Consider the following 23933-nt stretch of genomic DNA (forward strand, 5'->3'; position numbering starts at 1 on the left):
ATGACGCCCGACTCGCGGCCATTTGCGCGGGCGCCATATCAAGCGGGAGGCAATCTTGCCTCCCGCCTTCCTTACCGAGACCGTTCACTCCCCGAGTATCCATTCAGGGCAAGATCTTGCCTCTTCGCCCCGGTTTACCGGCCAATCCGGCACATCGCCGCCCCTACTTCTGGCCGGTCAGGCGATCCATCGCCTCCTTGAGCATTGCCTCTCGCTGCTCGTTGAGCGGCTTGCTCTGCTCCGCCCGCTCTTCCGGCGTCAGCTTCTTGTTGTCGGCGATCGTCTTGAGCTTCTCCTCTATCTCGTTGAACTTCTTGCGATCGAAGCCGAGCGCCTTGTCCACCAGCTGCTGCACCACGCCCCCCTTGTCGGAGCTCATATCCAGCGCCGGCGGCAGCTTGTTGTTCTTGGCCAGATGTTCGTAGGTCAGCACCTGCTGGGCCTGACCGGTCATGCGCTGGGTGGAGAGGCTGACCATCTCCTCCCAGCCACCGCCCTGACCGCCACTGCCAGCACTGTTGAGGGTGGCGAGGGCACGGTTGTTGGATGCGCTCTGGGCAAGCTGCTGGCTGTAAGGTTTGATATCCATGGGGGCTCCAATTCAGTGCGCATCTGCGGCAATGGGCACAGGCTGATCCGGTCACATGGGGCGTCAGGCCCCACCATTATCAATTAAACCAGCAAGTTACAGGCCAACTTGTCAGATGGTGCGAGATCCCGCGCTATGACGGCGCTCACCACGCCCCCCCCACGCAAGCTGGCGTCAGAATCATGACTCATCTGCTGCCGATTCACACTGCTTTGGCACATTTCGCCGTCCGCGCGCCACGGCGCCAGAGAAAAGTCAGGAACAGCAGTTCGATCACAAAACAAACAACCACGCAGGAATACAATTTTGGCGCACATCACAACCAGCCAGCCGTGTCATGGATGATCTGTTCGTACAACCAATAACAGGCAGACCAATCTGCCGTGCTCGCTCCGCTGCCAGTTCGGAGTTGCAGCCTCCCCACACCTCATCCTCTCGTCTGACTCTCACTCACCGCAACCCTTCGGGTACACCTATGAAAAAACACACCTTGAGTCTGCTCTCCGCCACCCTGCTCACCCTGCTTGGCACCAGTGCCGATGCCTGTACCGGCCTTATCGTCGGCAAGGGAGCCAGTGCCGATGGCAGCGTGATGATCGCCAGAAACGAGGATTTTGGCGTCAACAACTGGAACAAATACCTCGCCTTCCATCCGGCACAACAGAACGAGGGCAAGAGCTGGAAACTGGGCAACGGGTTGGAAGTGCCGATGCCCAAGGCATTCTTCGCCTACTCCGCCATCCATGACTGGGATGCCACCACCAGCGACCCGGCAGGCAAATATTATGAGGAGCGCGGCATCAACGAGTTCAACGTCGCCATCTCGGCTACCACCAGTGCCGAGGTCAACGACAAGGCCCAGAAAGCGGATCCGCTGATCGAGAAGGGGGTCATCGAGGCCATCATCCCGACCCTGATCCTGCCGCAGGCCAAGACGGCCAAAGAGGGGGTCGCGCTGCTTGGCCGCTATGTGGAACAATATGGCGCCGGTGAGGGCAACAGCCTCTATCTGGCGGATGTAAACGAGGCCTGGCTGGTGGAGATTGGCTCCGGCCACCACTGGATCGCGGTGCGGGTGCCGGACGACAGCTACGCCATGGTGGCCAACGGCCTGCGCATCCACGGCGTAGCTCTCGACAGCGCCGATGTGCTGCACTCGCCCAAGCTGCTGGAGTTTGTACGCGAACACAAACTGCTGGATAACGCCGATCCGAAAGATTTCAACTTCGCCAAGGCGTTCGGGGTGATTGCCGACCCCTACAACGTGGATCGGGAGTGGCTCGGCCAGAAAATGCTGACCGCCAGCCACCAGCAATCAACCCGGCAGGCGCAATATCCGCTGTTTATGAAGCCGGATGCCCCCATCGCCGTGCCGGACGTGACCAGGGTGCTAAGCGCCACCTATGACGGCACGCCGCTGGCGGGCAAGGCAGAGCGGCCGATCCGCGTCGATCGCCAGCTCGAATCCCACGTCATCCAGCTGCGCAAGGAGATGCCCAAAGAGCTGCAGGGGCTGATCTGGCAGAGCTACGGCGTGCTGGCCGAATCGGTGATGGTGCCGCTCTACAACACCCTGGAAAACTATCCCCTGCCCTATCGCAGCGGCAGCGACAGCTACTCCGACGATTCCGCCTACTGGCAGTTCCGCAGCCTGACCGCACTGGCCAACACCAACCCGGACAAATACCTGCCGCTGCTGCGAAACGTCTGGAGCAAGGAGAGCACCAAGCTCTACAAGGAGGTCGCCGTCCTCGACAAGAGCCTCAAGCAGACCTACGCCAACGACAAGGGCACCGCCATCGGGCTGGCCGCCGACTACTCCTACGGCCAGCTGGAGCAGACCTATCAGATGGCCAAAGCGCTGCGCTACAAGCTGATGACGGATCTGACCAAGAGCAGCGAGAAGAAGTACTCGGAGGAGGAGTTCAAGAAAATCATGAGCCTCTAATCGGCTCGCCAACGCAAAGAGGCTCCCGAGGGAGCCTCTTTTGTTTCACCCCATGCAGCGATCAGCGGCGGCTGATATTGAGCGGGCCGAAGGTCTGGGCCACCGGCATTATCTCGATGCTGTTGATGTTGACGTGGGCGGGCTGCTGGCTGATCCAGAGCACGGTATTGGCGATGTCGTCCGGCTGGATCGCCTCCACCCCCTGATAGACGGTGGCCGCCTTGGCATCGTCACCGTGGAAGCGCACGTTGGAGAACTCGGTGCCACCGCACAGGCCCGGCTCCACGTTGGTGACGCGGATGGCTGTACCCGCCAGATCGGCGCGCAGATTGAGGCTGAACTGCTTCACAAACGCCTTGGTGGCGCCGTAGACGTTGCCACCCGGATAGGGGTAGGTGCCCGCGATGGAGCCGATATTGATGACGTGGCCGCGATTGCGCGCCACCATGCCCGGCAGCAGCAGGCGGGTGAGCAGGGTCAGGCCGCTGATGTTGGTGGCGATCATCTGCTCCCAATCTTCCAGATCCGCCTTGTGGGCAGGCTCCAGCCCCAGCGCCAGACCGGCGTTGTTGACCAGCAGATCCACTTCGCTCCAGGCGGCTGGCAAACCGGCGATCGCGGCGCGGGTGGCCGCCTTGTCCTGCACGTCAAACACCAGCGGCAGAAACTGCTCGCCCAGCTCGTCAGCCAGCGCGGCCAGCCGCTCGGCACGGCGACCGGTGCCGATCACCTTGTAGCCCGCCTGCACCAGCTGGCGGCTGATGGCTTCACCAAAACCGGACGAGGCGCCCGTTACCATTGCAATCATCTGAACCTCCATATCTACACCGATATTGTTATTTATCTGTCTGAATCTATTCAGATTCATTCATCGCTCAATTCACGTCCGGTCGCCTTGCGCCAGACAAATACCACCAGATGGAGCAGCAACAGGCCCGAGCCCCCCAGCGCAAACAGCAGGCCGGTGAGGGCGTTGACCGACGTATCGGCACCGCACCACCACCAGACCAGCCAGCCAATCAGGCCGATGACGAAGGTCTGGCCGGCGCAGACAGAGCAGCGCCCCAGCCTAGCCTTGATGGCGGTGGCAAGGCAGTTGTCGCAGCTCATCCTGCTCCTCGATGTTGCTCGTTCAACACTGTCAGTTGGCCTGCGCAGAGGGCTTGCGCGCCAGAGTGCGGGCCAGCCTGCGCCGCTCACGCTCCTCGTCGCTCACCAGCGGCAGCACCAGCCGGTGGGCGTGCTGGTCGCGGCCATAGTAGTCCGCCAGCCGCTGCTGGGGACGAAATCCCAACCCCTGATAGAGCGCCAACGCTTCTTCGTTGGCGTCCCCCACTTCGAGGCGAATCGCCCCCCAGCCAGCGGCTTTGCCCTCGCGGATCACCTGCTCCAGCAGACGGCGGGCCCAGCCCAGACGGCGCACCGTCCAGCGGATGGCGAGCGCCTGAATGACCAGCCGATCCCAGCCTCTGTGCTCCAGCAGGCAGAGATAGCCCATCAGCTGATGCTTCTCATCCAGCAGCAACAGGGTGCGCCCCTTGGCGTGGGCCAACAGATAGTGCCAGCGGCTGCGGCCAAAGGCGACTTCGGGGGGAAAACAGTAGCGTTCCAGATTAACGATGGCGCCCAGATCATCGGTTCGGGCCGCACGTACGGTCAACACGGGGAGTCCTTGTTCGGTTATTTATCTTCAGCACCAAAAATGCGACTTGTATCACAAGTTACCAAAGCGTCATATTAGGCACTGTAACCTCTTGTTTCCCCTCGCGCCATTGTCGTGCTTGTCGGTGCATCGAAGCCCACTGGGGATCCTGCCTTTTTTCAGGCAGTCTGATCTGTGGAGCCGAAAATATGAGTACCTATGTCATCGTCGAAGAGCTGGGCGACTGGCCTTGCCATGCCGATTATCTGCTGACCGCCCGCACCTATCTGCAACATGGCGTGCCGACCACCGGCGGCCGACCCCGCATCATCAACCTCTGCCGCAATCTGGAGCACCTGAGCGCAGGCTACTACTGCTCGCTGCTGGCCCAGGCCCGCGGCCACCACTGCCTGCCGGGTCTGCAGGCCATCAGCCGACTGCAACCCCAGCAGCCACCGGCCAAGCTGTGGCGCAAGGCACAAGGGTGGCTGGCCCAGCAGAGCGAGGACAGGATCCGGGTGCGCGCCATCTTCGGCCAGTGTGAACAGAGCGAGCTGGCGGGGCTGGCCCGCTACTACTACGGCCTGAGCCAGTTGCCGCTGCAGGAGCTGACCCTCAAGCGCGGCCGTCATGGCTGGTCGGTACGCCAGCAGCAGAGCCTGTCACCGCTGGAGCTGAGCCCAAGCGAAAAGGCACTGATGCTGCACCACGCTCAGGCGCTGGTGGGCACCGGTGACGAGGAGCAGGCAGCGCCGCTCTACCAGCTCGCCATTCTGGTGGATCCCGATGATGGCCGCGCCAGCAGTGATGGGCTGGCGCTGGAGCGCTTTATCCGGGCAGCGGCTGCCCAGGGGATCCGGGCCGAGATCCTGCCACCGTCGGCCATCGAGCGGCTGCCGGAGTTCGACACCCTCTGGCTGCGCGCCGAAACCGCGGTCGGCCACTACACCTTCGAATTTGCCCGCCGCGCCGAGCAGCTGAAAATGCCGGTGATCGACAGCTCTCGCGCCATCCTCGCCTGCAGCAACAAGCTCTATCTCTACGAGCTGATGGTACGCAGCGGCGTGCCCATGCCGCCCACCATGGTGGTGACCCGTCGCGGCCGCCACCACGTGGAGGAGCTGGTACAGCGGCTCGGCCTGCCGTTGATGGTGAAGGTGCCCGATGGCGCGCAGGGGCGCGACCTCGCCATGGCCAGCGATGAGCAACAGCTGGCCCGGCTGCTGGACGAGGGGCTGAGCCGCTCCGCCCTGCTGTTGGTGCAGAGCCGGATCCCCGCCGAGTTCGACTGGCGCATCGGCTTTCTCGATGGCTCGCCGCTGTTTGCCTGTCGCCGCTACCGACCCGAGCCCGGCAACCGCATTCGCCGCCGCAAGCACCCGCTCGACATGAGCCGCATCGAGGCGCTGCCACTCAATGAGGTGCCGGAGCGGGTGCTGCAGACCGCCCGCCGCGCCGTCCATCAGCTCGGCAATGGCCTCTACGGGCTCGACTTGCGCCAGCAGGGGCGCGACTGTGTGCTGCTGGAGATCGTCGACAACCCCTGGATCCGCGGCGATATCGAAGACAAGGAGGCGCAGGATCTCTACGAGCGACTGGCCCGCGCCTTCCGCCAGCGGCTGGAAAACCGGGGCCAGACCACCACATAACCCGCCCTAACCTTATCACCCACTAAATGACAGAGAGGGCCCCGCGATGGGGCCCTCTCTCATATCACAGCGGACTGCCGCTGACTTATTGCAGGCGGAGGAAACGCCCGCTCAAAGGGGGAAGCGCCACCGTCACACTGTCACTACCCAGGGCCAGACTCTCGCCACTTTGCAGATCCACCAGCGCACTGCCGCTGCGCAGCTTGTTGGTCGGCAGGTTGTAGCTGAGCGCCGAGGTAGAGAGGTTGAGCAGATAGACGACTTGCTCGCTCGCCGTCTGCTTGATGTCGCCATAGAGGCTGCCGTCGGCCACCAGCTTGACTCGCTCCCCCTGATAGAGGGCGGGATGAGCGGCGCGCATCGCCAGCAGCTGGGCGAGCCACCCTTTCAGTTCGGCCTGCTCGCTGTCCGGCACAAAGCCGGTGACACCGGGCACCTTGCCGTCGCTGCGGGCCACATGGTCATCGCACAAACCCTGCGCCGCACAATCACCGCTCACCTGCTTGGCAAAGCCCGGCACCTCGTCGCCAAACTCCTCGCCGTAATAGAAGGTGATGGGGCCGGAGCGGGCCGCCATAAAGCTGAATGCTGCCTTGTGGCGCTGCCAGTACTCGGCCGGATTGAAGTTGCCGCGCTCCAGCAGATCGCCGAAACGCACCAGATCGTGGTTACCCAGCATCAGGTTCGGCATGGCATGGCCGGGGTAGTTCTCCACCTTGTTCCAGCTGGCATCGAGCACACTGGCGCCCTGGCCGCCCTTGCCGGACTCCTCCACCGCCAGCGCCTGCACGATGCCGTAGCGCAACGGGAAGTCGAACGCCGAGGCGAGCGCCGGATTGTCGCTGCTGCCGTAAGCCTCGGCACGGATCTCGTCGGCACTCTTCCACACCTCGCCCACCATGTAGCCGAGGGTGCCCCACTGCTGACCGGCGGCCTTGCGTGTCGCGCTGGCCTGCTCCACTTCGCTGCGAATGGCACGCCACTCATTCAGATTGAGCTGATAAGCCTGATCGAGGCGCCAGCCGTCGATGCCGTACTGCTCGACCCAGTAACGGGCCACCTCCTTGAAGTAGGCGAGGCTCTCCGGCTTGCTGTAATCCACCAGCTGACCAGGATAACCGGCACCACCGCCGGTGAGAGCGGGCAGACGCCCCTCTGGCGATGGCTTGCTCACCCCTACCTTGTTGACGTGGCCAAACACCCCGTCGAGGAATACATAGAGACCGCGCTGGTGCGCCGCATCCACCAGCTGTTTGAGCTTGGCGTTGCTGCCAAAGTTGGGATCCACGGTGAAAAAGTCGCAGGCGAAGTAGCCGGTGGCATCGAGCTTGTTGTCGCCGCCTTGCCCTGCGCAGGAGTCGAATACCGGAGTGAGCCAGATGGCGTTGACGTTGAGACTCTTGATGTGATCGAGGCTGTCGATGATCCCCTGCAGATCGCCGTTGTGCTGGGAGGGGCCATAACCGACGCCGTAGTTGGCACTGCCGTCACCATCGGCAAACGACTCCACCATCACCTGATAGATGCGCAGGTTACAGGCAGGTTGATCATCGCCATAACAGGCGCGGTTGTTGACCAGATCGGTACGGTTGGGTACCGGTGGGATGATCTCGCCACCGGAAGAGCTGCTGCTACCGCTACCACCACAGGCCGCCAGTAACAGAGCGGCCCCGAGCAGGCCGCCATAGCGCAACGTTCCTTGTTTCATTGTTATGTTCCCGCTGTGAGAACAGGCGTCTGATACGCCTGTTTTTCACCATGATAGCGATGCTCACACAACGCTGTCTGTGACTGAAAACGTTATCTGACTCAACTGGTTAGAGCACGCCTGCCGAGGCAAAACGGTAGTTGAGCGAGAGCCAGTACGAGCGACCCGGCTCGGGGATACGGCCGCTCTGCTCGTAGCCAAGCCCCGCCTGACTGGCGTGCACCGACTTGGAGAGGTGCTCGTAATAGAAGGTGTCGAACAGGTTGTCTACCCCGGCCGAGAGCTGCCACCCCTTGGCAAACTGCCAGGCGCCGCTCAGGTTCAGGGTGAAGAAGCCCGGGGTCTCCCCCTGATCCTGACCGGCGACCGTGCCGGACCAGAGATCCACCCGATCCTGCGCCGCCACCGCACGCCCCAGCAGGGTGAAGTTCAGAGTTTCATCCGGCTGCCAGCCTAGGGCCAGCTTGCCATCGAGCGGCGGCATCTGGGCCAGTGGCTTGTTGTCGCTGCGGTTTTCGCCGTAGACCACAGCCAGACCACCATCGAGACGCCACTGCTCGGCAAACTGCCAGCGCCCCTCCAGCTCACCGCCACGGGTCTGGGCGTCGATATTGCGCACCTTGTTCGACTTGCTGTTGTAGAGCAGGTAGTCCTTGATATCGGCACTAAAGAGGGAGAGGGTCAGATCCAGCTCGCGGCTGCGCAAAGCCAGCCCCGCATCCCACTGGCGGCTGCGCTCCGGGTTGAGGGTAAACGGGGTGCTGTCCTTGCTGCGCTCCCAGTAGTCCGGCGCCCGCTCTGCCTGCCCCCAGGCCAGATAGCTGGACCAGCGGGGCGACCACTGGTACTCGTAGCGGCCAAACCCGCTGTTCAGACTCAGAGTATCGCTGTAGAGGGTCTGTTCACCGGCGCCATAGCGGGTCGTCTCTACCCGATCCTGCCGGTAACCGCCCTTGTAGCTGTGCGCTCCCTGCTGACGGCCCAGCTCGGCAAAACCGCCCTGCTGCTCGAAACGCAGTGTACGCTGGCGATCTTGCGTCGCATAATCGACGCCACCCCGGCTGCGGTGCTGATCCCGGTTGCTGTCGAACCCGGCGGTCAGCAACCAGTCGGCAGGCAGGGCGATGTCGTTGGCCCAGCGACCGCCGCTGTTGCGGCGATCCGGGTTGGAGAGCATCTTCATGCCGCTGTTTTGCCGCAGGCTGAAGTTGTCCATGATGTGGTCGATGTAGTTGTCCCACAGAGTCAACTCGCTGCGCTGCCAGTAAGTGGTGATCTGCTCCTGCTTGAGCTTCAGTCCGAAGGATTCGCGGTCAAACATGGGGCCATCCATGGTGCGGTCCGCATAAGCGGCGCGGGCATTGCTACGCTCGGCGGTGAGTTCCAGCCAGGTGTGCTCCCCCGGTGTCCAGCCCAACTGGGCGGTGCCGTTCTCGCGGCGATAGAAAGATCGCACCTTGTTACCGTGACCATCGCGGTAATCGTCGCTATCGGAGTGGGTGAACTGACCGCGCAGATAGCCATCGGTCGACCCCGCCGTCATATCCACCATCTGGTCATCGCGGCCGAAGCTGCCAAAGAGGGCCGAGGCATCGGCCTTGAGACCCGGCGCGGTGAACTCGGGCCTGTCCCGCTCGAACAGCACAGTTCCCGCCAGGGTGGCCCCCTGCTCGAGGGATTGCGGCCCCTTCAGCACCCGGATCCGGTCAAAGGATTGGGGGAACACATAGGCCGTGGGCGGGTCCATCCGGCCGCCACAGCCACCGGCCAGCATGCCGCCATCCATCTGCACGTTGAGGCGGGACATCCCCATTCCCCGTAGCACGGGATCGCCGCCCAGCCCCCCTTTGCGCACCATGCTCATGCCGGTGACATTCTTCAGATAACCGGCGCCGTCGGCTGCGGGCATGGGGGAACCGGGCTTCTTGGGATCCAGCGTCACTTCAAGTGTGCTGGCCGGGCGGGTTGCCACCACCACCATGGGATCCAGCTGTTGAACCGGTTCCTGACCGGCGGCGCCGTGGCAGGCGAGCCCACCCACCAGCAGGGCAAGAGGAGTGCGCATATGACAAGCCATACATTTTCCTTATGTATTTGTTTATTTTGTTTTTTTCATTAAACCTACCAAACCTTTCACTAAGGGAAAGGTTTGCCATCAGGCTGCAAAAAAGGCCTGCGGCGTGAAAGCGGCAAGCCTCTGTCGTGGAAAGCGAAGGCAGGTTGGCAAAATGTTGCGCAGGTTTTACCCAAGTTCATTCATAAAGGCAAACGGACAAACATTCCAGTAACAGGAATCTGGCGGTGGCTCACAAAAAGCGTGGATTAGCTGAAGGCTTCCCGTTCATCGATGGGGGAGATCAGGTGATAAACCTCGTGGGCAGACAAGGTGCATCCGACAGGCCACTCCAGCTGGTGGTGGCGATTGATAAAGACCCGAGCGCAGTGGCGTTCGCTCTCCAGCTTTGCAAACAGCGGCTGACCTCGCCAAGGGGTCAGATCCAGCACGCCCGTGGTGCCATCCGATAACACCACAAACAGGCGCCATTCCTGCACATACTCGACATCGATAAAGACCGGCATCCCTTCGGCTCCGATTGAGATAATTCGCGGCAATTATAAATGGAGTCCCCCCTTCCATTCGCGCTGCGGCTCACATTTTACCCAGCAGCTTATTCTGCACTCAGTAACCGGTCGAGTTCACACTTTTAGATAAGCGATATGTTAATTGCCTCTTTTGGCAAGAGAGAGTGCAACCTTATCCGCATCTGCCTGTCATAAAAGCACAACAAATAAAAAAGCGTCTGTGGACAGACGTTTACAGGCTCAATCAGGAACAAACATGACAACTCTCAAACAGCGACTCGGCCCGTTTTGGCCCTTCGCCATCTTCTGCGCGCTCGCGCTCTTCTCTCTCTCTTTCAGTCGAATTGCCCTCGGTTTCTGGCAACTGGAACGGGTGGATGCCGTGGCCGGTTGGCAGGAGATGCTGCTGCAAGGGATCCGGGTCGATTTTGCCACCCTCTGCTGGGTCTGGGGCGTCCCCGCCATGCTCACCCTGCTGCTGGCAGGCCCCCACGCCATCGGCCGGGGCTGGCTGCAACTGATGCGCGTGTGGCTGACCGTCGGACTCTGGCTGATGCTGTTCCTCGAGATCTCTACCCCCTCTTTCGTCACAGAATATGGCGTGCGCCCCAACCGCCTCTATGTGGAGTACCTCATCTATCCGAAAGAGGTGCTCTCCATGTTGTGGGCGGGCCGCAAAGCCGAGCTGCTGCTGGCGGTGCTCTTCAGTGGCGCCGTGCTGGCCGGTGGCTGGTGGCTGAGCGGCCGTCTGGTGCGTGGCCTCAGCTTCCCGCGCTGGTATCTGCGTCCGGCCTTCGCCCTGCTGATCCTGGCCATCGGTTTTCTCGGTGCCCGCTCCAGTCTCGGCCACCGCGCCCTGAACCCGGCCATGGTCGCCTTTGCCGAGGACCCGTTGGTCAACTCGCTCACCGTCAACTCCGCCTACTCCCTCTTCTTTGCCATCAAGCAGATGGGCGCCGAGGAGGATGCAGGCCAGTTTTACGGCGAGATGTCCGAGCAGAAGGTGCTCGACATCATGCGCAAGGAGAGTGGCCGTCCGGCCAGTGATTTCAACTCCGATCTGCTGCCCAGCCAGACCTTCAACGAGGCGAGCGTCCAGGGCAAACCGAAGAATCTGGTGATCCTGCTGCAGGAGAGCCTGGGCGCCCAGTTTGTCGGCTCCCTCGGTGGCCTGCCGCTCACCCCCAACATTGATGCGCTGTCGCAGCAGGGCTGGGCGTTCGAGCAGCTCTACGCCACCGGCACCCGCTCGGTACGCGGTATCGAGGCGGTACTGACCGGCTTCACGCCGACCCCGGCACAGGCGGTGGTCAAACTCGGCAAGAGCCAGACCAACTTCTTCACCATCGCGGATCTGCTCAAACAGCGGGGTTACGACACCAGCTTTATTTATGGCGGCGAGAGCCACTTCGACAACATGCGCAGCTTCTTCCTCGGCAACGGCTTCACCACCATCGTCGAGCAGAAGGATTTCGACAATCCGGTGTTCAAGGGCTCCTGGGGCGCCTCAGATGAGGATCTGATGGCCAAGGCCGACGAGACCTTCAAGGCGCTGCACAAGGAGGGCAAACCCTTCTTCAGTCTGGTATTCAGCTCCAGCAACCACGATCCATTCGAATTCCCGGACAACCGCATCGAACTGTTCGAGCAGCCCAAGCAGACCCGCAACAACGCGGCCAAGTATGCGGATTACGCCATCGGTGAGTTCTTCAAGAAGGCGAAACAGTCCGAATACTGGAAGGACACCCTGTTCCTGGTCATCGCCGACCACGACAGCCGGGTCGGTGGCGCCAGTCTGGTGCCCATCCCCCGCTTCCATATTCCCGGCGTCATTGTGGGTGACGGCATTGCACCGAAGAAGGATCCCCGCATCGTCAGCCAGATCGACATGGCGCCGACCCTGCTCTCCCTGATGGGGATCAGTGCCGACTACCCCATGCTGGGCAAGGATCTGACCCGCATGCCTGCCGACTGGCCGGGGCGCGCCATAATGCAATACGACAAGAACTTCGCCCTGATGCGCGGCAAGGATGTAGTGATCCTGCAACCGGAACGCGCGGCGGAAGGCTATGTCTACGATGATGCCAGCGAGAAGCTGACCCCGGCAGCGCAACCGGACGCCTTGAAGGAGGATGCACTGGGTCTTGCCCTGTGGGGCAGCATGGCTTATCAAAAGAGTCTCTATCAGACGGCCAAGGATGAACGCACCGCCGCCAATTAAGCCACTCTTGCTGATTCAACCAATAGCAAAATATAAAAAACCGCCAGCTGGCGGTTTTTTCCATCTAACCATACTGTCGGCCCACTGGCCATTATGGCTGGGGAAAGCAGGGCAGGGAGCGGCTGAACTTGTGCTCGAACACCAGCGAAGTTTCGAGGTGCACCACCTCTTCGCGGGAGGTGAAGTGGTCAAAGACGAAGTTGCGCAGGTGCTCGGTGTCGGAGACACACAGGTGCACCAGAAAATCATCCTTGCCGCCCATGTGGAACAGACTGATCACTTCGGGCAGCGCCAGAATGGCATCGCGGAAGGCATCGATGATCTGACGGCTGTGACGGGCCAGCTGCAGGGAGACCATGGCCTGAATGTGACCACCCAGGGCCTGATAATCCACTTCGCAGTGTGCGCCCTTGAGCACGCCATCCTGCTGCAACTTGCGCACCCGCTCCAGACAGGTGGAGGGGGCAACGCCCACCAGCGCGGCCAGATCCTTGTTGGTCATGCCCGCATCCCGAAACAGATGGGCCAGGATATCCAAATCCAGTTGATCCAGGTTTCTCATCTTAACTCCTTGAACCGCTCAATTTTTTAGACTCTGCCCGTAAACCGGGGCAAACACAACGGCCATTGACATCCCCCCTGCCCCGCCTATCCTTGGCGCCATTCACCGGCCGCGGCCCTGCGGCCACTACGCGAGGATCCGCCATGCACCCGTTTCACCCCTTCTGGAGCCTTGAGGTTCCCCGTGTCGACGGCCAGCTGCTGCTGACTCCCTGCCCCGGCACCCAGCAGGTGCCATTGACCCTGGCGCTCGATCAACTGCGGTTGGCCGGTGCCTACGGGGTGGTGACCCTGATGACGAGCGCCGAGTTGATCCGACTCGAACTGGCGCAGCTCGGCCAGCAGGTCGAGCACGAAGGGATGCGCTGGTTCCATCTGCCCATCGAGGATGATCTGGCCCCCGACGCCGCCTTCGAGGCCGCCTGGCAACAGGCACTGCCGCAGCTGCGCGAGCTGCTGGGGGATGGCAAGCATCTGGTCATCCACTGCAAAGGGGGCAGCGGTCGTACCGGTCTGGTTGCCGCCGCGCTGCTGATGACCCTCGGCCAGCCGCAGCAAGAGGCGATGGCCGCCATCAAGGCCCACAGACCCAAGGCATTCGCGTTAGCCTGCCACCGCCAATGGCTCGACCGGCTGACCGAGCGGTTGGAGCAGGGCGACTGACTACTTGCCACCCTGGTCGTAGGTGAAGACCTTGCCGATATCCTCCACCCGATAGCTGGTGAGCTGATAGACGTAGTAGTTGAGCCAGTTGGCAAACAGCAGATGACCATGGCTGCGCCAGCTGGCGCGCGGGGTCTGGCCCGGATCGTTATTCGGGTAGTAGTTGACCGGAATGGCCGGGTCGAGCCCCGCCGCCAGATCCCGCTGATACTCCCCGTCCAACGTCAGTGCATCGTACTCCGGGTGCCCGGTGACAAACACCTGACGACAATCCTTGGTCGCCGCCAGATAGACCCCCGCCTCTTGGGATTCGGCAAAAATCTGCAAGTCGGTATGAGCGCGTATCAAATCGCCATCGAACGCCGCGTAGCGGGAGTGCGGGGCGACAAACTCGTCATCGAAACCGCGCAGCAGTGGCTCATGCTCATCGAGGCGATGGTGACGGTAAACCCCGGAGAGCTTCTCGCCGTGGGTCTGTTTCTCCATACCATACAAGGCTTTCAGCGCCGCCTGTACCGCCCAGCAGAGGAACAGGGTGGAGGTGACATGCTGATGGGACCACTCGATGATCTCGACGATGCGCGGCCAGTAGACCACCTCCTCGAACTCCACCAGACCGAGCGGCGCCCCGGTGATGATCATGCCGTCGTAGTTGTTGCCACGCACCTGCTCGAAGTCGTGATAGAAGTTCTCGAGGTGGGCCTGCGGCGTGTTCTTCGACTCCCTGTCATCGATGCGCAGCAGATCCACATCCACCTGCAGCGGCGAGTTGGAGAGCATCCGCATCAGCTGGATCTCGGTCTCAATCTTCTTGGGCATCAGGTTGAGGATCAACACCCGCAGCGGGCGGATGTTCTGGGTGACGGCCCGGGATTCCGTCATCACGAAGATGTTCTCCTGCCCCAGCACTTCGGCGGCGGGTAACTGATCCGGGATCTTGATCGGCATGCTTACTCCCTGTACTGCATCGGTAAATATGTCTGGACATCCAGAAGCCTATAATAAAGCTCCCGCCCTGTCATCAGATACCTTTTGTATTCACCCCCGCCTTTGACTAGCATACGGCTCAGTGTCTCTCCTGCTTCCAAGATAATGACCGGTATCAAGATTTCCGTAGATCGACTGCAAGTCGGCAACTATGTCTCCCTGCCACTGGGGTGGCGCGAACACCCGTTCCTCTTTTCCAGCTTCAAGATCAAAAGTGAAGAGGAGATCGAGCTGATCCGCCGACTCGGCCTGAAACTGGTCACCATCATTCCCGACAAGAGCGACGTCCCGCCCAAACCCCTCAGTCAGGTACAGCCTCAACCACAAGAAAGCTCAGACGCCGCCCAGCGCCAGGCCCAGATGCAGCAGGAGAAGGATCGCCGCATCGAGCAGTTGCAACAGTACCGCCGCGATCTGCAGCAGTGCGAGAAGCAGTTCCAGCAGTCGCTGGCGCAGGTGCGCAGCGTGATGAGCAAGATCCAGTCCCGCCCCCTCAATGCCATCGGCGAGGCGCAGGAGCTGGTCAACGCCATGACCGAGCAGCTGCTCTCGGTGGACGAGATGGTGCTCCATCTGGTCTCCGACGGCGAGGATGGCAACAACCTCTACTTCCACTCCCTCAACGTCAGCGTGCTCAGCATGCTGCTGGCCAAGGAGTGCTGCATGTCAGCCGACCAGATCCGTCAGGTCGGCATGGGGGCGCTGTTCCACGATATCGGCAAACTGAAGATCCCGAGCCAGATCCTGCGCAAGACCGAGCCGCTGACCAAGCCGGAGCAGAACCTGATGGCCCAGCACCCGCGCTACGGGCTGGATCTGCTCAATCTGGCCAAGGATTTCCCGGCCGAAGCGAAGGGGATCGTGCTCCATCACCACGAATATCTCGATGGCAGCGGGCCGGAAGGGCTCAAGGGTGGCCAGCTCGATCCGCTGACCCAGATGGTGTCGCTGATCAACGAGTACGATAACCTCTGCCACATGCAGGCCAAGGTGCCCTACTCGGCCCTGAGCGGCCTCTACAAGCAGCGCAAGGCACAGTTCAATCCGGAGTACCTCAGCATGCTGATCCGGTTGATGGGGATCTACCCCCCCGGCAGCGTGGTGCAACTTTCCAACGGTCAGGTGGGACTGGTGATGTCGGTCAACGCCTCGCGTCTGCTCTACCCCTCGGTGCTGGTCTATGATCCGCGCATTCCCCGTCAGGAAGCCGCTATCATCGACCTGCAGCAGGCCGAACTGTCAATCGCCAAGGTGATCCACCCCAAACGGCTGCCGCCCGCCGTGTTCGAGTATCTCAATCCGCGCACCCGGATCAGCTACTACTTCGAACACAACAAAGCCTGATTGCCCTGGCCCCAGGCCAACCGTTGTCACCCGTTTAACCCAAGGAGCCCGCCATGCGTATCGAGATCATCAGTACCGGAGACGAGATAGTGACGGGTCTGGTGGTGGATACCAACGCAGCCTGGCTCAGCGCCCTGCTGCTGGAACAGGGGTGGCAGGTGCGCCGTCGCCTGACGGTGGGGGATAACCTCGCCGACCTGAAAACGGTGCTGCAAGAGAGTGCCAACCGTGCCGAGGTGGTGCTGGTGTGCGGCGGGCTCGGGCCCACTGCCGACGACCTGACCGCTCAGGCCGCCGCCGAGGCCTTCGACCAGCCGCTCACCCTCTTCCCCGACTGGCTCGCCACCATCGAAGCGCGCTACGCCAGCCGTGGCCGCCCCATGGCACAAAGCAATGCCAAACAGGCTTGGTTGCCGCAGGGGTGCGAGATCCTCGACAACCCGGTCGGCACCGCCTGCGGCTTTGTGGTGCGAAGTGGCCAGAGCCAGCTCTTCTTCACCCCGGGCGTGCCGTTCGAGTTCAAGCAGATGGTGCGCGAGCAGATTCTGCCGCGCCTCAAACAGCTGGCTGGGGCCCAAACCGATACCGAGCTGCGCCGCTTCTATACCTTCGGTGTCTCGGAATCGGCCCTCAGCGATATGCTGGATGCCGCCCCCTGGCCCACCGGCATCGAGCTGGGTTATCGCTCCTCCATGCCCCTTATCGAGCTGAAGCTGATCGGCCACGGCGCCAGCGCCGCTGACATGGAGAGCGCCGAGAGCAGACTGCTGAACAGGATTCGCCCCTGGCTGGTTGGCAGCGGAGATACGGAACCGGCGCAGCAGATCCTCGCGCTGCTGCAAGGTCGGCCACTGACGCTGCTGGAGGGAGAGAGTGGCGGCGCACTACTGACGCTTTGTCACGGCCATCACCGGCTGGACGCCCTCTTCAGCACGCAACTGGCCGACGATCTGGCCCGGCTGCCGACTGCCGATACGGGCCTGCAACTGACCATAGGGCGAGAGGGGGCAGAGGGTGTGCCACTGCTGCTCTGCGCCGATGGCCAGCAAATTGGCCAGACGCTCAAGGTCAGCCACCCCGACCCGGAGAGCCGCCGCAAGATCCTCGCCTTCGCCGCGCTCGACATGCTGCGCCGCCATCTGTTGGGTGAGCCGGTGCTCGGCGATTACCTCACCCTGGCCAGAACGGCGCAGCGCAGCTGATAGCCTACCCCCGCCAGCGCTCCCTATGTCGCTAGCAGGGATCACCTGCCGCGATCCGGCGAGCCACCCTGCGCCATTGCCGAACAGCGCCCGAATTTATCCGGCCATCATCACCGATTTGATCTCAATCCATTGACCATTCAGAAGAAATATCTGAATACTGCCCGCTCTCTCGGTCGGTGATTCGCTTTCTTTGGCATTGAGAGATTTAATGACAGTAGAGGGGTAAACCGAGGGCCCCTCTCCCCACCTGGCAAGGAGATATGGTGTTAAGTAAAGAGTGGCTGCTGCTATCAAACGACATGGAACTGGTCTGCCTGCGGATTGCCGCCGGTCTCACCAAACCGGTCACGGAACAGGATGTGCAAGCTCTGCTGCTCGCTTCCAACTGTCGCCGCTATCAGCCGCTGAATGAGGGGATCAAACAGGCCATCAGCCTGCTCAATACCCTGCTCACCAACCCTGCCGCCCCCGTGCCCGCCAGCCCGATCCCTGTAGGTAAACGTCAGGATGCCCGACTCGCCGTGATGATAGAGAAGGATCGCATGAGTGCAATCGCCCAGATCACCGCCGACTGGGGGGGCAAGTATGTGACTCTGGAACAGCTGCAAGAGGCGATCGCCCTCAGCGAGATCAAACAGGGGGTCAGCGAGCAGCTACTCACCGCTGCCACCCAATCGGCCAAGGAGGCAGCCCCCGGTACTCTGCTCAAGCTGGTCATTGCCCGTGGCCAGCCTGCCGTCAATGGTCAAGACACCCGCTACGAGCGGCTGGTGGAGACCCCGGCCGAGCGGATCCTCAAACCGCAGGAGCTGGATCATGGCAAGGTCGACCTGCGGGATCTCGGCTCCCTTGTCACCGTCAAGGCCGGCGCCCCGCTGATGCGCCGTCATCCGGCCACCGTCGGGGTGCCCGGCTTTACCGTGACCGGTCAGGATCTGCCCGCCAAAGATGGCAAGGACAGCCCGATGAGCGCAGGCGAAGGCACTTATATCTCTCCCGACGATCCCGACCTGCTGATCGCCAGTCGCGCGGGACTGCCCTGTCAGGAGAAGGCGGGCATGAAGGTGGACGAGGTACTCAGCGTCAAGCAGGTGGATGCCCGTCACGGTCACATTGCGTTTGAAGGGGGATTAATCGTCAGCGGTGACGTCAACCCCGGCATGAAAGTGCGGGTCAGCGGCGATATCGTCATCGGCGGCTTTATCGAAGGGGGCCTGATCGAGGCTGGTGGCAGCATCACGGTACGCCACGGCATCATTGGCCGCCGCAACGAACAGGGGGAGTACCTCTGCCAGCTCAATGCCCAGGGGGAGATCCACGCCAGCTACGCCCAGTATGCCCAACTGGAAGCGGGGGGCGATATCCAGATCCAGAGCCAACTCAGCCACTGCTACAGCCGCAGCGGACAAGATATCAAGGTGGGCGATAGCAACATGCGCAAAGGCAATCTGCTGGGGGGTACCTGCATTGCCAATCGCCTGATCATGGCGCCGAGTCTGGGTGCCGAGGCCGCCAACCATACCCGGCTGCAGATCCTCGGCGGCTACTTCACCCACAAGGAGCAGGAGCACCAGCTCAAGTTGCGCCAGCTGGAGTGTCAGGCCCAGCTCGACAAGATCAAAGCGCTGGTGATGAAACTGCTGCAACTGCCCGGCGACAAGCGCAATCCGGAAACCCTGCGCAAAATCAAACCGATCCGGGATCACCATCTTGCCGAGCTGACCCTGATCCACGAGCAGCTCACAGCAAATTCTGAAGAGCTGCAAAACTTGATGGCACAAATGGAGGTTATTGCCACCCAACACCTCTTCTCCGGTATCGAGGTCGAGATGGCCAGCTTCAAGCGCAGGGTCACCATCACCCGGGGACCCACTCGCCTAGCCATCCACGACGAAGCACTGGAGATGACCCCGTACGAGGGGCACAGCTAAAGCAAGACCAGTCCGTCGCCCGTGATCCCGCCGCCGATTTTCGCTACACTCGCCACTTCCTTGGCCCCACCGGGCGGGCCACCCAGACTCAGGTAGTGAGAGATGTACAAGCTGATCGCATTGGATATGGATGGCACCCTGCTCAACCCGCAGGGCCAGATTACTCCCCGCACCCACGCCGCCATCAGCGCCGCGCGCGCCAAAGGGGTTACCGTGGTGCTGGCCTCCGGCCGCCCGCTGGAAGGGATGAGCCGCTATCTGGCCGAGCTCGGCCTCACCACCGAAGATGATTACGTCATCTGCTACAACGGCGCCCTGGTGCAACAGGTGGCCGATCAGCGCATCATCCGCAGCCAGCTGCTGACCGGCAGTGACGCCAGCGCCGTCGCCAGACTGGCTGACGAGCTGGAGGTGAACGTTCACGGTTTCTCGGTCACCAAAGGCCTCATCAGTCCCCGTGTCAGCACCTACACCGAGCACGAATCCCGCCTGATCGGCATGCCGATCAATCTGATCGACTTCGCTACCCTGCCTGCCGATGAGCAGATCATGAAGGTGATGATGATCGACGAGCCGCCCCAGCTCTCCCGCGCCATCGAGCAGCTGCCGGCGGAGCTCTATGAGCGCTATACCGTGGTACAGAGTGCTCCCTTCTTTCTCGAGTTCATGCACAAGCACAGCAACAAGGGAACCGGCGTTGCCGCGCTGGCCGAGCACCTTGGCCTGACCGCCGGGCAGGTGATCTGCGTCGGAGATGCCGGCAACGACCACCACATGATCGAGTACGCAGGCCTTGGGGTTGCGATGGGCAATGCCACCGACGAGATCAAAGCTCTCGCCCAGCACACCACAGCACGCAACGATGAAGATGGCGTGGCCCGGGTGATCGAGCAGTTCGTGCTGAACGTCTGATCGCTTGGGCGCCGCTGCTGCGCCCGCTGAGGAAAAGAAAACGGGGAGGCTGTCAGCCTCCCCGTTTTTTATCTGGTTAGTTATCGATGTGATTAGCTGCAATCAACCCGTATCACTGGTTCGCCAAGCACTGGGTATGGGATCCCGGCTGCAGATAAGGTATCAGCAGCGGAGCCATCCCCTTGAGCACCTGCACCGGCAGCGCCGAGGTGAAGCGGAACTTGTCGGACTGGCTGCCCGGCACATAGGCGGTCAGGGTACCGAAGTGATCCTCACCCAGATAGAAGACGAAGGTCGCGGTACGGTTGCGCGCCAGCGAGCTGGTCACGTTGCCATAACGGCCCACGGTCTCAATCCGGTTATCCCCGGTCCCGGTCTTGCCACCCATTTGCAGCACAGTGCCATCAGGCAGGGTAAATGCCCCGGCGATACGTCTTGCCGTCCCCCCTTCCACCACCTTGGAGAGCGCATTACGCAGGGCGGTCGCGACCTCAACAGGCAGAACCCTGGTGCCTTCGGCATGGGTCGGTTCGAACTCGGTCTCGAAGGGCGTCCCCTTGGCGAACGAGAGGTGCTCGATACGCAGGGTCGGCGAACGGACTCCGCCATTCTGGATAATCCCCATCAGCTCGGCCAGCGCAGCCGGGCGATCGCCTGAGCTGCCCAGAGCCGTCGCCAGCGAGGGCACCAGATGGTCGAACGGATAACCGAGCTTGGCCCAGCGCTGATGGATATCGAGGAATGCCTCAACCTCCAGCATGGTGCGGATCCGGCTGTCGCGGGCGCTGCGATGACGGGTCTTGAACAGCCAGCTGTAGACCTCCTGCCGCTCGTCACGGCTGGCCGCCACCGCATCGGCAAAGGTCGCCTTGTCAAACTCCTTGAGATAGGCCAACAGCCACAGCTCCAAGGGGTGCACCCGGGCGATATAGCCCTGATCCGGCAGTGAATACTTGCCTGGGCCATAGCTGACATAGAGCTGATTGATCCGCTTCGCGCTCAGCTTCTCCCGTGGCAACCGTTCCGCCAGGAAGGCGGCAAAGGTCGCCTCATCTGCTTCCGGCATCAGGTAGCGGTGAACCGCAGCCAGACGCACCGCGCTTGGCTTGAGGCCGTCGAGGAAGGTATCGAGCTGCTCCTCGGGGGTCTTGCCGCGATATTTGCGCCAGAAGCGCAGCAGATAGGTCTGCCCCTCTTTGTCGGCAAATTTGGCCAGATACTCCTGACGACGGGGATCCTTGTCATCCTTGAGCAACTGGGCACGATTCCCCTCCTTGTAGAGGCTGTAGCGCACGATATCGCGCATCAGCCGCACAAACGGCAGGTTGATGGACTCGCGCAGCGCGTCGCGGATGGGGGGAATACGCCCGTTATCCTCTCTACGGAAGTTGTTGAAAGTGTGCATGCCGCCACCGGTAAAGAACCCCTCGTTGGGGCTGGCGGAGTATTTGCGATCCAGCGCAGCTTCCAGCATCACCGGCAGGCTCTTGTCCTGAGCCGTCATCAGATAGGAGATGGCCCAGCGGCTGAGATTGTCCTGAGAGACGGCCGCCAGCTTGCGCAGATTCTCGACCGGCATTCCGGCATAGTTGTCGTGCAGCTCCGAGACGATCTCCAGATAGGTGGTCAGCACCCGCAACTTGGCGGTTGAGCCCAACTCCAGCTTGGAGCCTTCGTTGATATCGAACGGTTGATCGGTGTTGTCAGTCTGCACCCGCACCTTGAACCCTTCCGGCGACTTCTCGAACAGGGTGAAGCTGTAGCGCACATCGCCCGTCTTCTCCGGCGAGAGCAGGCGTTCACCAAACAGCCCGACCTGAGCGGCAAACGTCGGGTCGGCCAGCTGTTGCAGATAACGGGAGATTTCGTTCTGCAGCGGCATGTTGAGGCTGGTATCGGCCGTCAGATCCATCCGGTCGAGGTCATAGAGCTGCACCCCGAGCTGACGGCTCAGGCGAGTACGGGCAACCTGCAACCCCTTGTTATTGTTCACCCGAGTGATGGCCGGGGACTGCAGGAAGTCACGGAACGAGATCTTGGCCTTGAGCGCCGCCTCCATCAGCGGTGGCGTGATCATCCCCTCCTGCACAAACAGGCGCAGGTAGCTGTCGGTCAGATCTGCGAGCGACTCACGACCCTGAGCCAGATAGTAGGAGGGACGGCGGTGCGCAATCATCAGCGAGACCACCTGACGCAGGGCGAGCCCCTGCTCGGCCAGCGGTGCATTCTGGTTGCGGGCGGGATCCAGCAGACGGTTCACGTCATCGACGTTGGCACCAAACCAGACCCAGAGACCATCCCCCAGACCATGCACCTCACCATATCCCGGCGCAGCCGAGAGCGGCACCGAGTTGAGGTAAGCCCAAGCGACCAGCTTGCGCGCTTCGAGGGTTTCCGGCCCGAGACGATAGGCCCGCACACTGGCAGAGGCCATCTGGCGGATCTTCTCGGTCGGCGACAGGGTCAGACCATCCGGCGAGTGGCGATACTTCTCCACCTGGGTCGCCAGGGTACTGCCACCGGCAGATTGATCCTGCATATCGAGCGCCTTGCCCACCTGAGAGAGTGCAGCCTTGGCAAAACGGGGCCAGTCGACCGCCGGGTTGGCCAGCGGCTCTTCGTTACTCAGCAGGTCGCGGTTCTCGATAAAGAGCAGCGACTGGATGACGAGCGGCGGAATGGAATCAAAATCCGGATAGTGATGAGTCGGATACTTGAACTGATAGAAGGGCTCGGCGCGGCAGTCGTGCAGCGTCAGTCCGGCCTGCACCTTCTCGGTGTAGGGCACGAAGAAGCCACGACTGGCGTAGTCATAGAGTGCGTCGGAGAAATGCACCTGCTTGCTGACTTCATAACCCCGTTGCAGCAGACGCTCCTGCATCATCGGCAGTTGCACATAACCAAGCCGCTTGTCGAACGGGCCATCCTCAGGGAAGGCAATCTGCTTGCTCTGGCCAGGCTCTACCTGATAGGTGAGCTTGGCGGCATAGCGGGAGATCTCCTGAGACTGCAGCTTCGAGGTTTTCATCTCATAGCCAACCAGAGCGATCACTGCCCCCAGGCACAATAAAAAGAGAAAACAGAACAGCCAACGCCACCAGGGACGACGCTTGCGCTTTGGGTTCCCGTCCGTGGTCTGGACAGATGAATCTTGAGATGCCACTTGTGTCAAATCCGTCTGTTCTGATGCGCCCATATCAGCCCCACCATGGTTGCGCAATTTATTGTGTTTCACTCAAGCTTAGTCTTTTCAAGTCAATGGCTTGAAACTATTGACCGCTTTGTAGTGATGGTAACAGGGCAATTCTAAAAAGGGGAGCCGATTGTTGCAGGAGTGGCAGAGATCCGAGCTGATAACAAAACACCGGCCAGTGGCCGGTGTCTCTTGAGCGAAAGCGGAACGCTTACTTGTGAGAGCTCATGCCCTTCAGTTTGGTGCTCAGCTCTTTACGCTCTTTGGAGAGCTCGGCGTTCTTGATGATGTGATCATCCACGCGCTCTTCATAGTCGGTACGCATGTTGGCAATGATCGCCTGTACATCATCAATGCTCATGCCCGGCTTGATGTAGTCGCTCAGGTTGTCGAGCAGCAGTACGCGCTTCTGGTTGTCACGGATCTTCTTCTCGTTATCCGCAATTTCACGCTTGAGTTTGTTCTGGCGACGGGACATACGCACATATTCCAGTACATCGCTGAAGGTGGACTTGTTTACTTGTTCCATATCGATACCACTGACTTAAGGTTGATAAAAACTGGCCAAGTTACACCTGGAACCGGGCAAACGCGGCGCGGGACAGGCAAACTCAAGATGCCCTTACTCTACCGAGTTATAAGCGAGATACAACCCTAATCACGCTCCATCAGCCGAGTTTGGCCAAAAGTAAACCAGTTCAAACTGGTTGAGGAGTGACCAGAAAAGGGCGGGATTTATAGACAAAACAGCAAGGAGTGAGGGCTTTTTGGCCCAAGATGATAAAACCAAGACTTAA

At 61.2% G+C, this 23933-nt stretch carries 19 protein-coding genes; 8 read left to right on the forward strand and 11 right to left on the reverse strand.

Annotated elements, in window-relative coordinates; all coding sequences use genetic code 11:
- Positions 1 to 163: 163 nt before the first annotated feature.
- Entirely contained in the window at positions 164 to 589 is a 426-nt protein-coding gene (locus tag BSP75_RS11580; protein WP_075113266.1) for a hypothetical protein, read from the reverse strand.
- Between the two features lie 475 nt (positions 590 to 1064).
- Between BSP75_RS11580 and BSP75_RS11585 the strand changes: the two genes are divergently transcribed.
- On the forward strand, positions 1065 to 2537 hold the full coding sequence (locus BSP75_RS11585; protein ID WP_075113267.1) for a C69 family dipeptidase: 1473 nt from the start codon (positions 1065 to 1067) through the stop codon (positions 2535 to 2537).
- 61 nt (positions 2538 to 2598) lie between these two features.
- On the opposite strand, the gene BSP75_RS11590 is transcribed toward BSP75_RS11585, so the two are convergent.
- From BSP75_RS11590 to BSP75_RS11600, 3 genes are read right to left on the reverse strand one after another with little or no spacing between them, the layout of a single operon-like run.
- Positions 2599 to 3345, reverse strand: a complete 747-nt coding sequence (locus BSP75_RS11590) for an SDR family oxidoreductase (protein ID WP_075113268.1) — start codon at positions 3343 to 3345, stop codon at positions 2599 to 2601.
- A gap of 56 nt (positions 3346 to 3401) precedes the next feature.
- Positions 3402 to 3647, reverse strand: coding sequence for a DUF3624 family protein (locus tag BSP75_RS11595; protein ID WP_075113269.1), 246 nt, complete (start codon positions 3645 to 3647; stop codon positions 3402 to 3404).
- Positions 3648 to 3678: 31 nt separating this feature from the next.
- Entirely contained in the window at positions 3679 to 4200 is a 522-nt protein-coding gene (locus tag BSP75_RS11600; RefSeq protein WP_042057596.1) for an N-acetyltransferase, read from the reverse strand.
- Positions 4201 to 4388: 188 nt separating this feature from the next.
- On the opposite strand from BSP75_RS11600, the gene BSP75_RS11605 reads away from it, so the two are divergent.
- Positions 4389 to 5828, forward strand: coding sequence for a RimK family protein (locus tag BSP75_RS11605; protein WP_075113270.1), 1440 nt, complete (start codon positions 4389 to 4391; stop codon positions 5826 to 5828).
- A gap of 85 nt (positions 5829 to 5913) precedes the next feature.
- Here the strand turns inward: BSP75_RS11605 and BSP75_RS11610 are convergent, their stop codons facing one another.
- The 3 genes from BSP75_RS11610 to BSP75_RS11620 form a co-directional block, all read right to left on the reverse strand.
- On the reverse strand, positions 5914 to 7536 hold the full coding sequence (locus BSP75_RS11610) for an alpha-amylase family protein (protein WP_075113271.1): 1623 nt from the start codon (positions 7534 to 7536) through the stop codon (positions 5914 to 5916).
- A 109-nt stretch (positions 7537 to 7645) separates the two neighbouring features.
- Positions 7646 to 9613, reverse strand: coding sequence for a TonB-dependent copper receptor (locus tag BSP75_RS11615; protein ID WP_075113272.1), 1968 nt, complete (start codon positions 9611 to 9613; stop codon positions 7646 to 7648).
- Positions 9614 to 9858: 245 nt separating this feature from the next.
- A complete protein-coding gene (locus BSP75_RS11620) occupies positions 9859 to 10116 on the reverse strand; it encodes a DUF2442 domain-containing protein (protein WP_075113273.1) in 258 nt (85 codons plus the stop codon).
- A 259-nt stretch (positions 10117 to 10375) separates the two neighbouring features.
- Between BSP75_RS11620 and BSP75_RS11625 the strand changes: the two genes are divergently transcribed.
- Entirely contained in the window at positions 10376 to 12340 is a 1965-nt protein-coding gene (locus BSP75_RS11625; RefSeq protein ID WP_075113274.1) for an LTA synthase family protein, read from the forward strand.
- Positions 12341 to 12431: 91 nt separating this feature from the next.
- Here BSP75_RS11625 and BSP75_RS11630 read toward each other — a convergent pair whose 3' ends face one another.
- Positions 12432 to 12902 (reverse strand): Lrp/AsnC family transcriptional regulator, encoded by a 471-nt coding sequence (locus BSP75_RS11630; RefSeq protein WP_005336001.1) that lies wholly within the window; start codon positions 12900 to 12902, stop codon positions 12432 to 12434.
- 143 nt (positions 12903 to 13045) lie between these two features.
- Here BSP75_RS11630 and BSP75_RS11635 point away from each other — a divergent pair, with 143 nt between their 5' ends.
- A complete protein-coding gene (locus tag BSP75_RS11635) occupies positions 13046 to 13564 on the forward strand; it encodes a cyclin-dependent kinase inhibitor 3 family protein (protein ID WP_075113275.1) in 519 nt (172 codons plus the stop codon).
- Here BSP75_RS11635 and metA read toward each other — a convergent pair whose 3' ends face one another.
- Entirely contained in the window at positions 13565 to 14512 is a 948-nt protein-coding gene (gene metA, locus BSP75_RS11640) for a homoserine O-succinyltransferase (protein ID WP_075113276.1), read from the reverse strand. It lies immediately after the preceding gene.
- 144 nt (positions 14513 to 14656) lie between these two features.
- On the opposite strand from metA, the gene BSP75_RS11645 reads away from it, so the two are divergent.
- The 4 genes from BSP75_RS11645 (at position 14657) to yidA (ending at position 19943) form a co-directional block, all read left to right on the forward strand.
- On the forward strand, positions 14657 to 15895 hold the full coding sequence (locus BSP75_RS11645) for a DUF3391 domain-containing protein (protein WP_075113277.1): 1239 nt from the start codon (positions 14657 to 14659) through the stop codon (positions 15893 to 15895).
- A gap of 53 nt (positions 15896 to 15948) precedes the next feature.
- Positions 15949 to 17097 carry a CinA family nicotinamide mononucleotide deamidase-related protein gene (locus BSP75_RS11650; RefSeq protein WP_075113278.1) on the forward strand — a complete coding sequence of 383 codons (1149 nt, stop codon included), beginning with the start codon at positions 15949 to 15951 and terminating at the stop codon, positions 17095 to 17097.
- Positions 17098 to 17363: 266 nt separating this feature from the next.
- Positions 17364 to 19031 carry a FapA family protein gene (locus tag BSP75_RS11655; RefSeq protein WP_075113286.1) on the forward strand — a complete coding sequence of 556 codons (1668 nt, stop codon included), beginning with the start codon at positions 17364 to 17366 and terminating at the stop codon, positions 19029 to 19031.
- A 102-nt stretch (positions 19032 to 19133) separates the two neighbouring features.
- A complete protein-coding gene (gene yidA, locus BSP75_RS11660) occupies positions 19134 to 19943 on the forward strand; it encodes a sugar-phosphatase (protein ID WP_075113279.1) in 810 nt (269 codons plus the stop codon).
- Between the two features lie 112 nt (positions 19944 to 20055).
- Here the strand turns inward: yidA and BSP75_RS11665 are convergent, their stop codons facing one another.
- Together BSP75_RS11665 and tmaR are read right to left on the reverse strand one after the other, a co-directional pair.
- The gene (locus BSP75_RS11665; RefSeq protein WP_075113280.1) at positions 20056 to 23139 is read right to left on the reverse strand and encodes a transglycosylase domain-containing protein; all 3084 of its coding nucleotides are present in this window, start codon (positions 23137 to 23139) and stop codon (positions 20056 to 20058) included.
- Between the two features lie 208 nt (positions 23140 to 23347).
- Positions 23348 to 23665, reverse strand: a complete 318-nt coding sequence (gene tmaR, locus BSP75_RS11670; RefSeq protein WP_033136060.1) for a PTS system regulator TmaR — start codon at positions 23663 to 23665, stop codon at positions 23348 to 23350.
- Positions 23666 to 23933 lie beyond the last annotated feature (268 nt).

It is taken from the genome of Aeromonas sp. YN13HZO-058 (assembly GCF_001921245.1).
Lineage (GTDB): Bacteria > Pseudomonadota > Gammaproteobacteria > Enterobacterales > Aeromonadaceae > Aeromonas > Aeromonas allosaccharophila.

What these genes read in the sequence shown, in the direction of transcription:
- BSP75_RS11635 (WP_075113275.1), top strand. Translation starts at nt 13,046, where the DNA reads ATGCACCCGTTTCACCCCTTCTGGAGCCTTGAGGTTCCCCGTGTCGAC.
- tmaR (WP_033136060.1), bottom strand. Translation starts at nt 23,665, where the DNA reads ATGGAACAAGTAAACAAGTCCACCTTCAGCGATGTACTGGAATATGTG.
- BSP75_RS11650 (WP_075113278.1), top strand. Translation starts at nt 15,949, where the DNA reads ATGCGTATCGAGATCATCAGTACCGGAGACGAGATAGTGACGGGTCTG.
- BSP75_RS11665 (WP_075113280.1), bottom strand. Translation starts at nt 23,139, where the DNA reads ATGGGCGCATCAGAACAGACGGATTTGACACAAGTGGCATCTCAAGAT.
- BSP75_RS11620 (WP_075113273.1), bottom strand. Translation starts at nt 10,116, where the DNA reads ATGCCGGTCTTTATCGATGTCGAGTATGTGCAGGAATGGCGCCTGTTT.
- BSP75_RS11630 (WP_005336001.1), bottom strand. Translation starts at nt 12,902, where the DNA reads ATGAGAAACCTGGATCAACTGGATTTGGATATCCTGGCCCATCTGTTT.
- BSP75_RS11605 (WP_075113270.1), top strand. Translation starts at nt 4,389, where the DNA reads ATGAGTACCTATGTCATCGTCGAAGAGCTGGGCGACTGGCCTTGCCAT.
- BSP75_RS11615 (WP_075113272.1), bottom strand. Translation starts at nt 9,613, where the DNA reads ATGGCTTGTCATATGCGCACTCCTCTTGCCCTGCTGGTGGGTGGGCTC.
- BSP75_RS11580 (WP_075113266.1), bottom strand. Translation starts at nt 589, where the DNA reads ATGGATATCAAACCTTACAGCCAGCAGCTTGCCCAGAGCGCATCCAAC.
- yidA (WP_075113279.1), top strand. Translation starts at nt 19,134, where the DNA reads ATGTACAAGCTGATCGCATTGGATATGGATGGCACCCTGCTCAACCCG.
- BSP75_RS11585 (WP_075113267.1), top strand. Translation starts at nt 1,065, where the DNA reads ATGAAAAAACACACCTTGAGTCTGCTCTCCGCCACCCTGCTCACCCTG.
- BSP75_RS11595 (WP_075113269.1), bottom strand. Translation starts at nt 3,647, where the DNA reads ATGAGCTGCGACAACTGCCTTGCCACCGCCATCAAGGCTAGGCTGGGG.
- BSP75_RS11610 (WP_075113271.1), bottom strand. Translation starts at nt 7,536, where the DNA reads ATGAAACAAGGAACGTTGCGCTATGGCGGCCTGCTCGGGGCCGCTCTG.
- BSP75_RS11645 (WP_075113277.1), top strand. Translation starts at nt 14,657, where the DNA reads ATGACCGGTATCAAGATTTCCGTAGATCGACTGCAAGTCGGCAACTAT.
- metA (WP_075113276.1), bottom strand. Translation starts at nt 14,512, where the DNA reads ATGCCGATCAAGATCCCGGATCAGTTACCCGCCGCCGAAGTGCTGGGG.
- BSP75_RS11590 (WP_075113268.1), bottom strand. Translation starts at nt 3,345, where the DNA reads ATGATTGCAATGGTAACGGGCGCCTCGTCCGGTTTTGGTGAAGCCATC.
- BSP75_RS11625 (WP_075113274.1), top strand. Translation starts at nt 10,376, where the DNA reads ATGACAACTCTCAAACAGCGACTCGGCCCGTTTTGGCCCTTCGCCATC.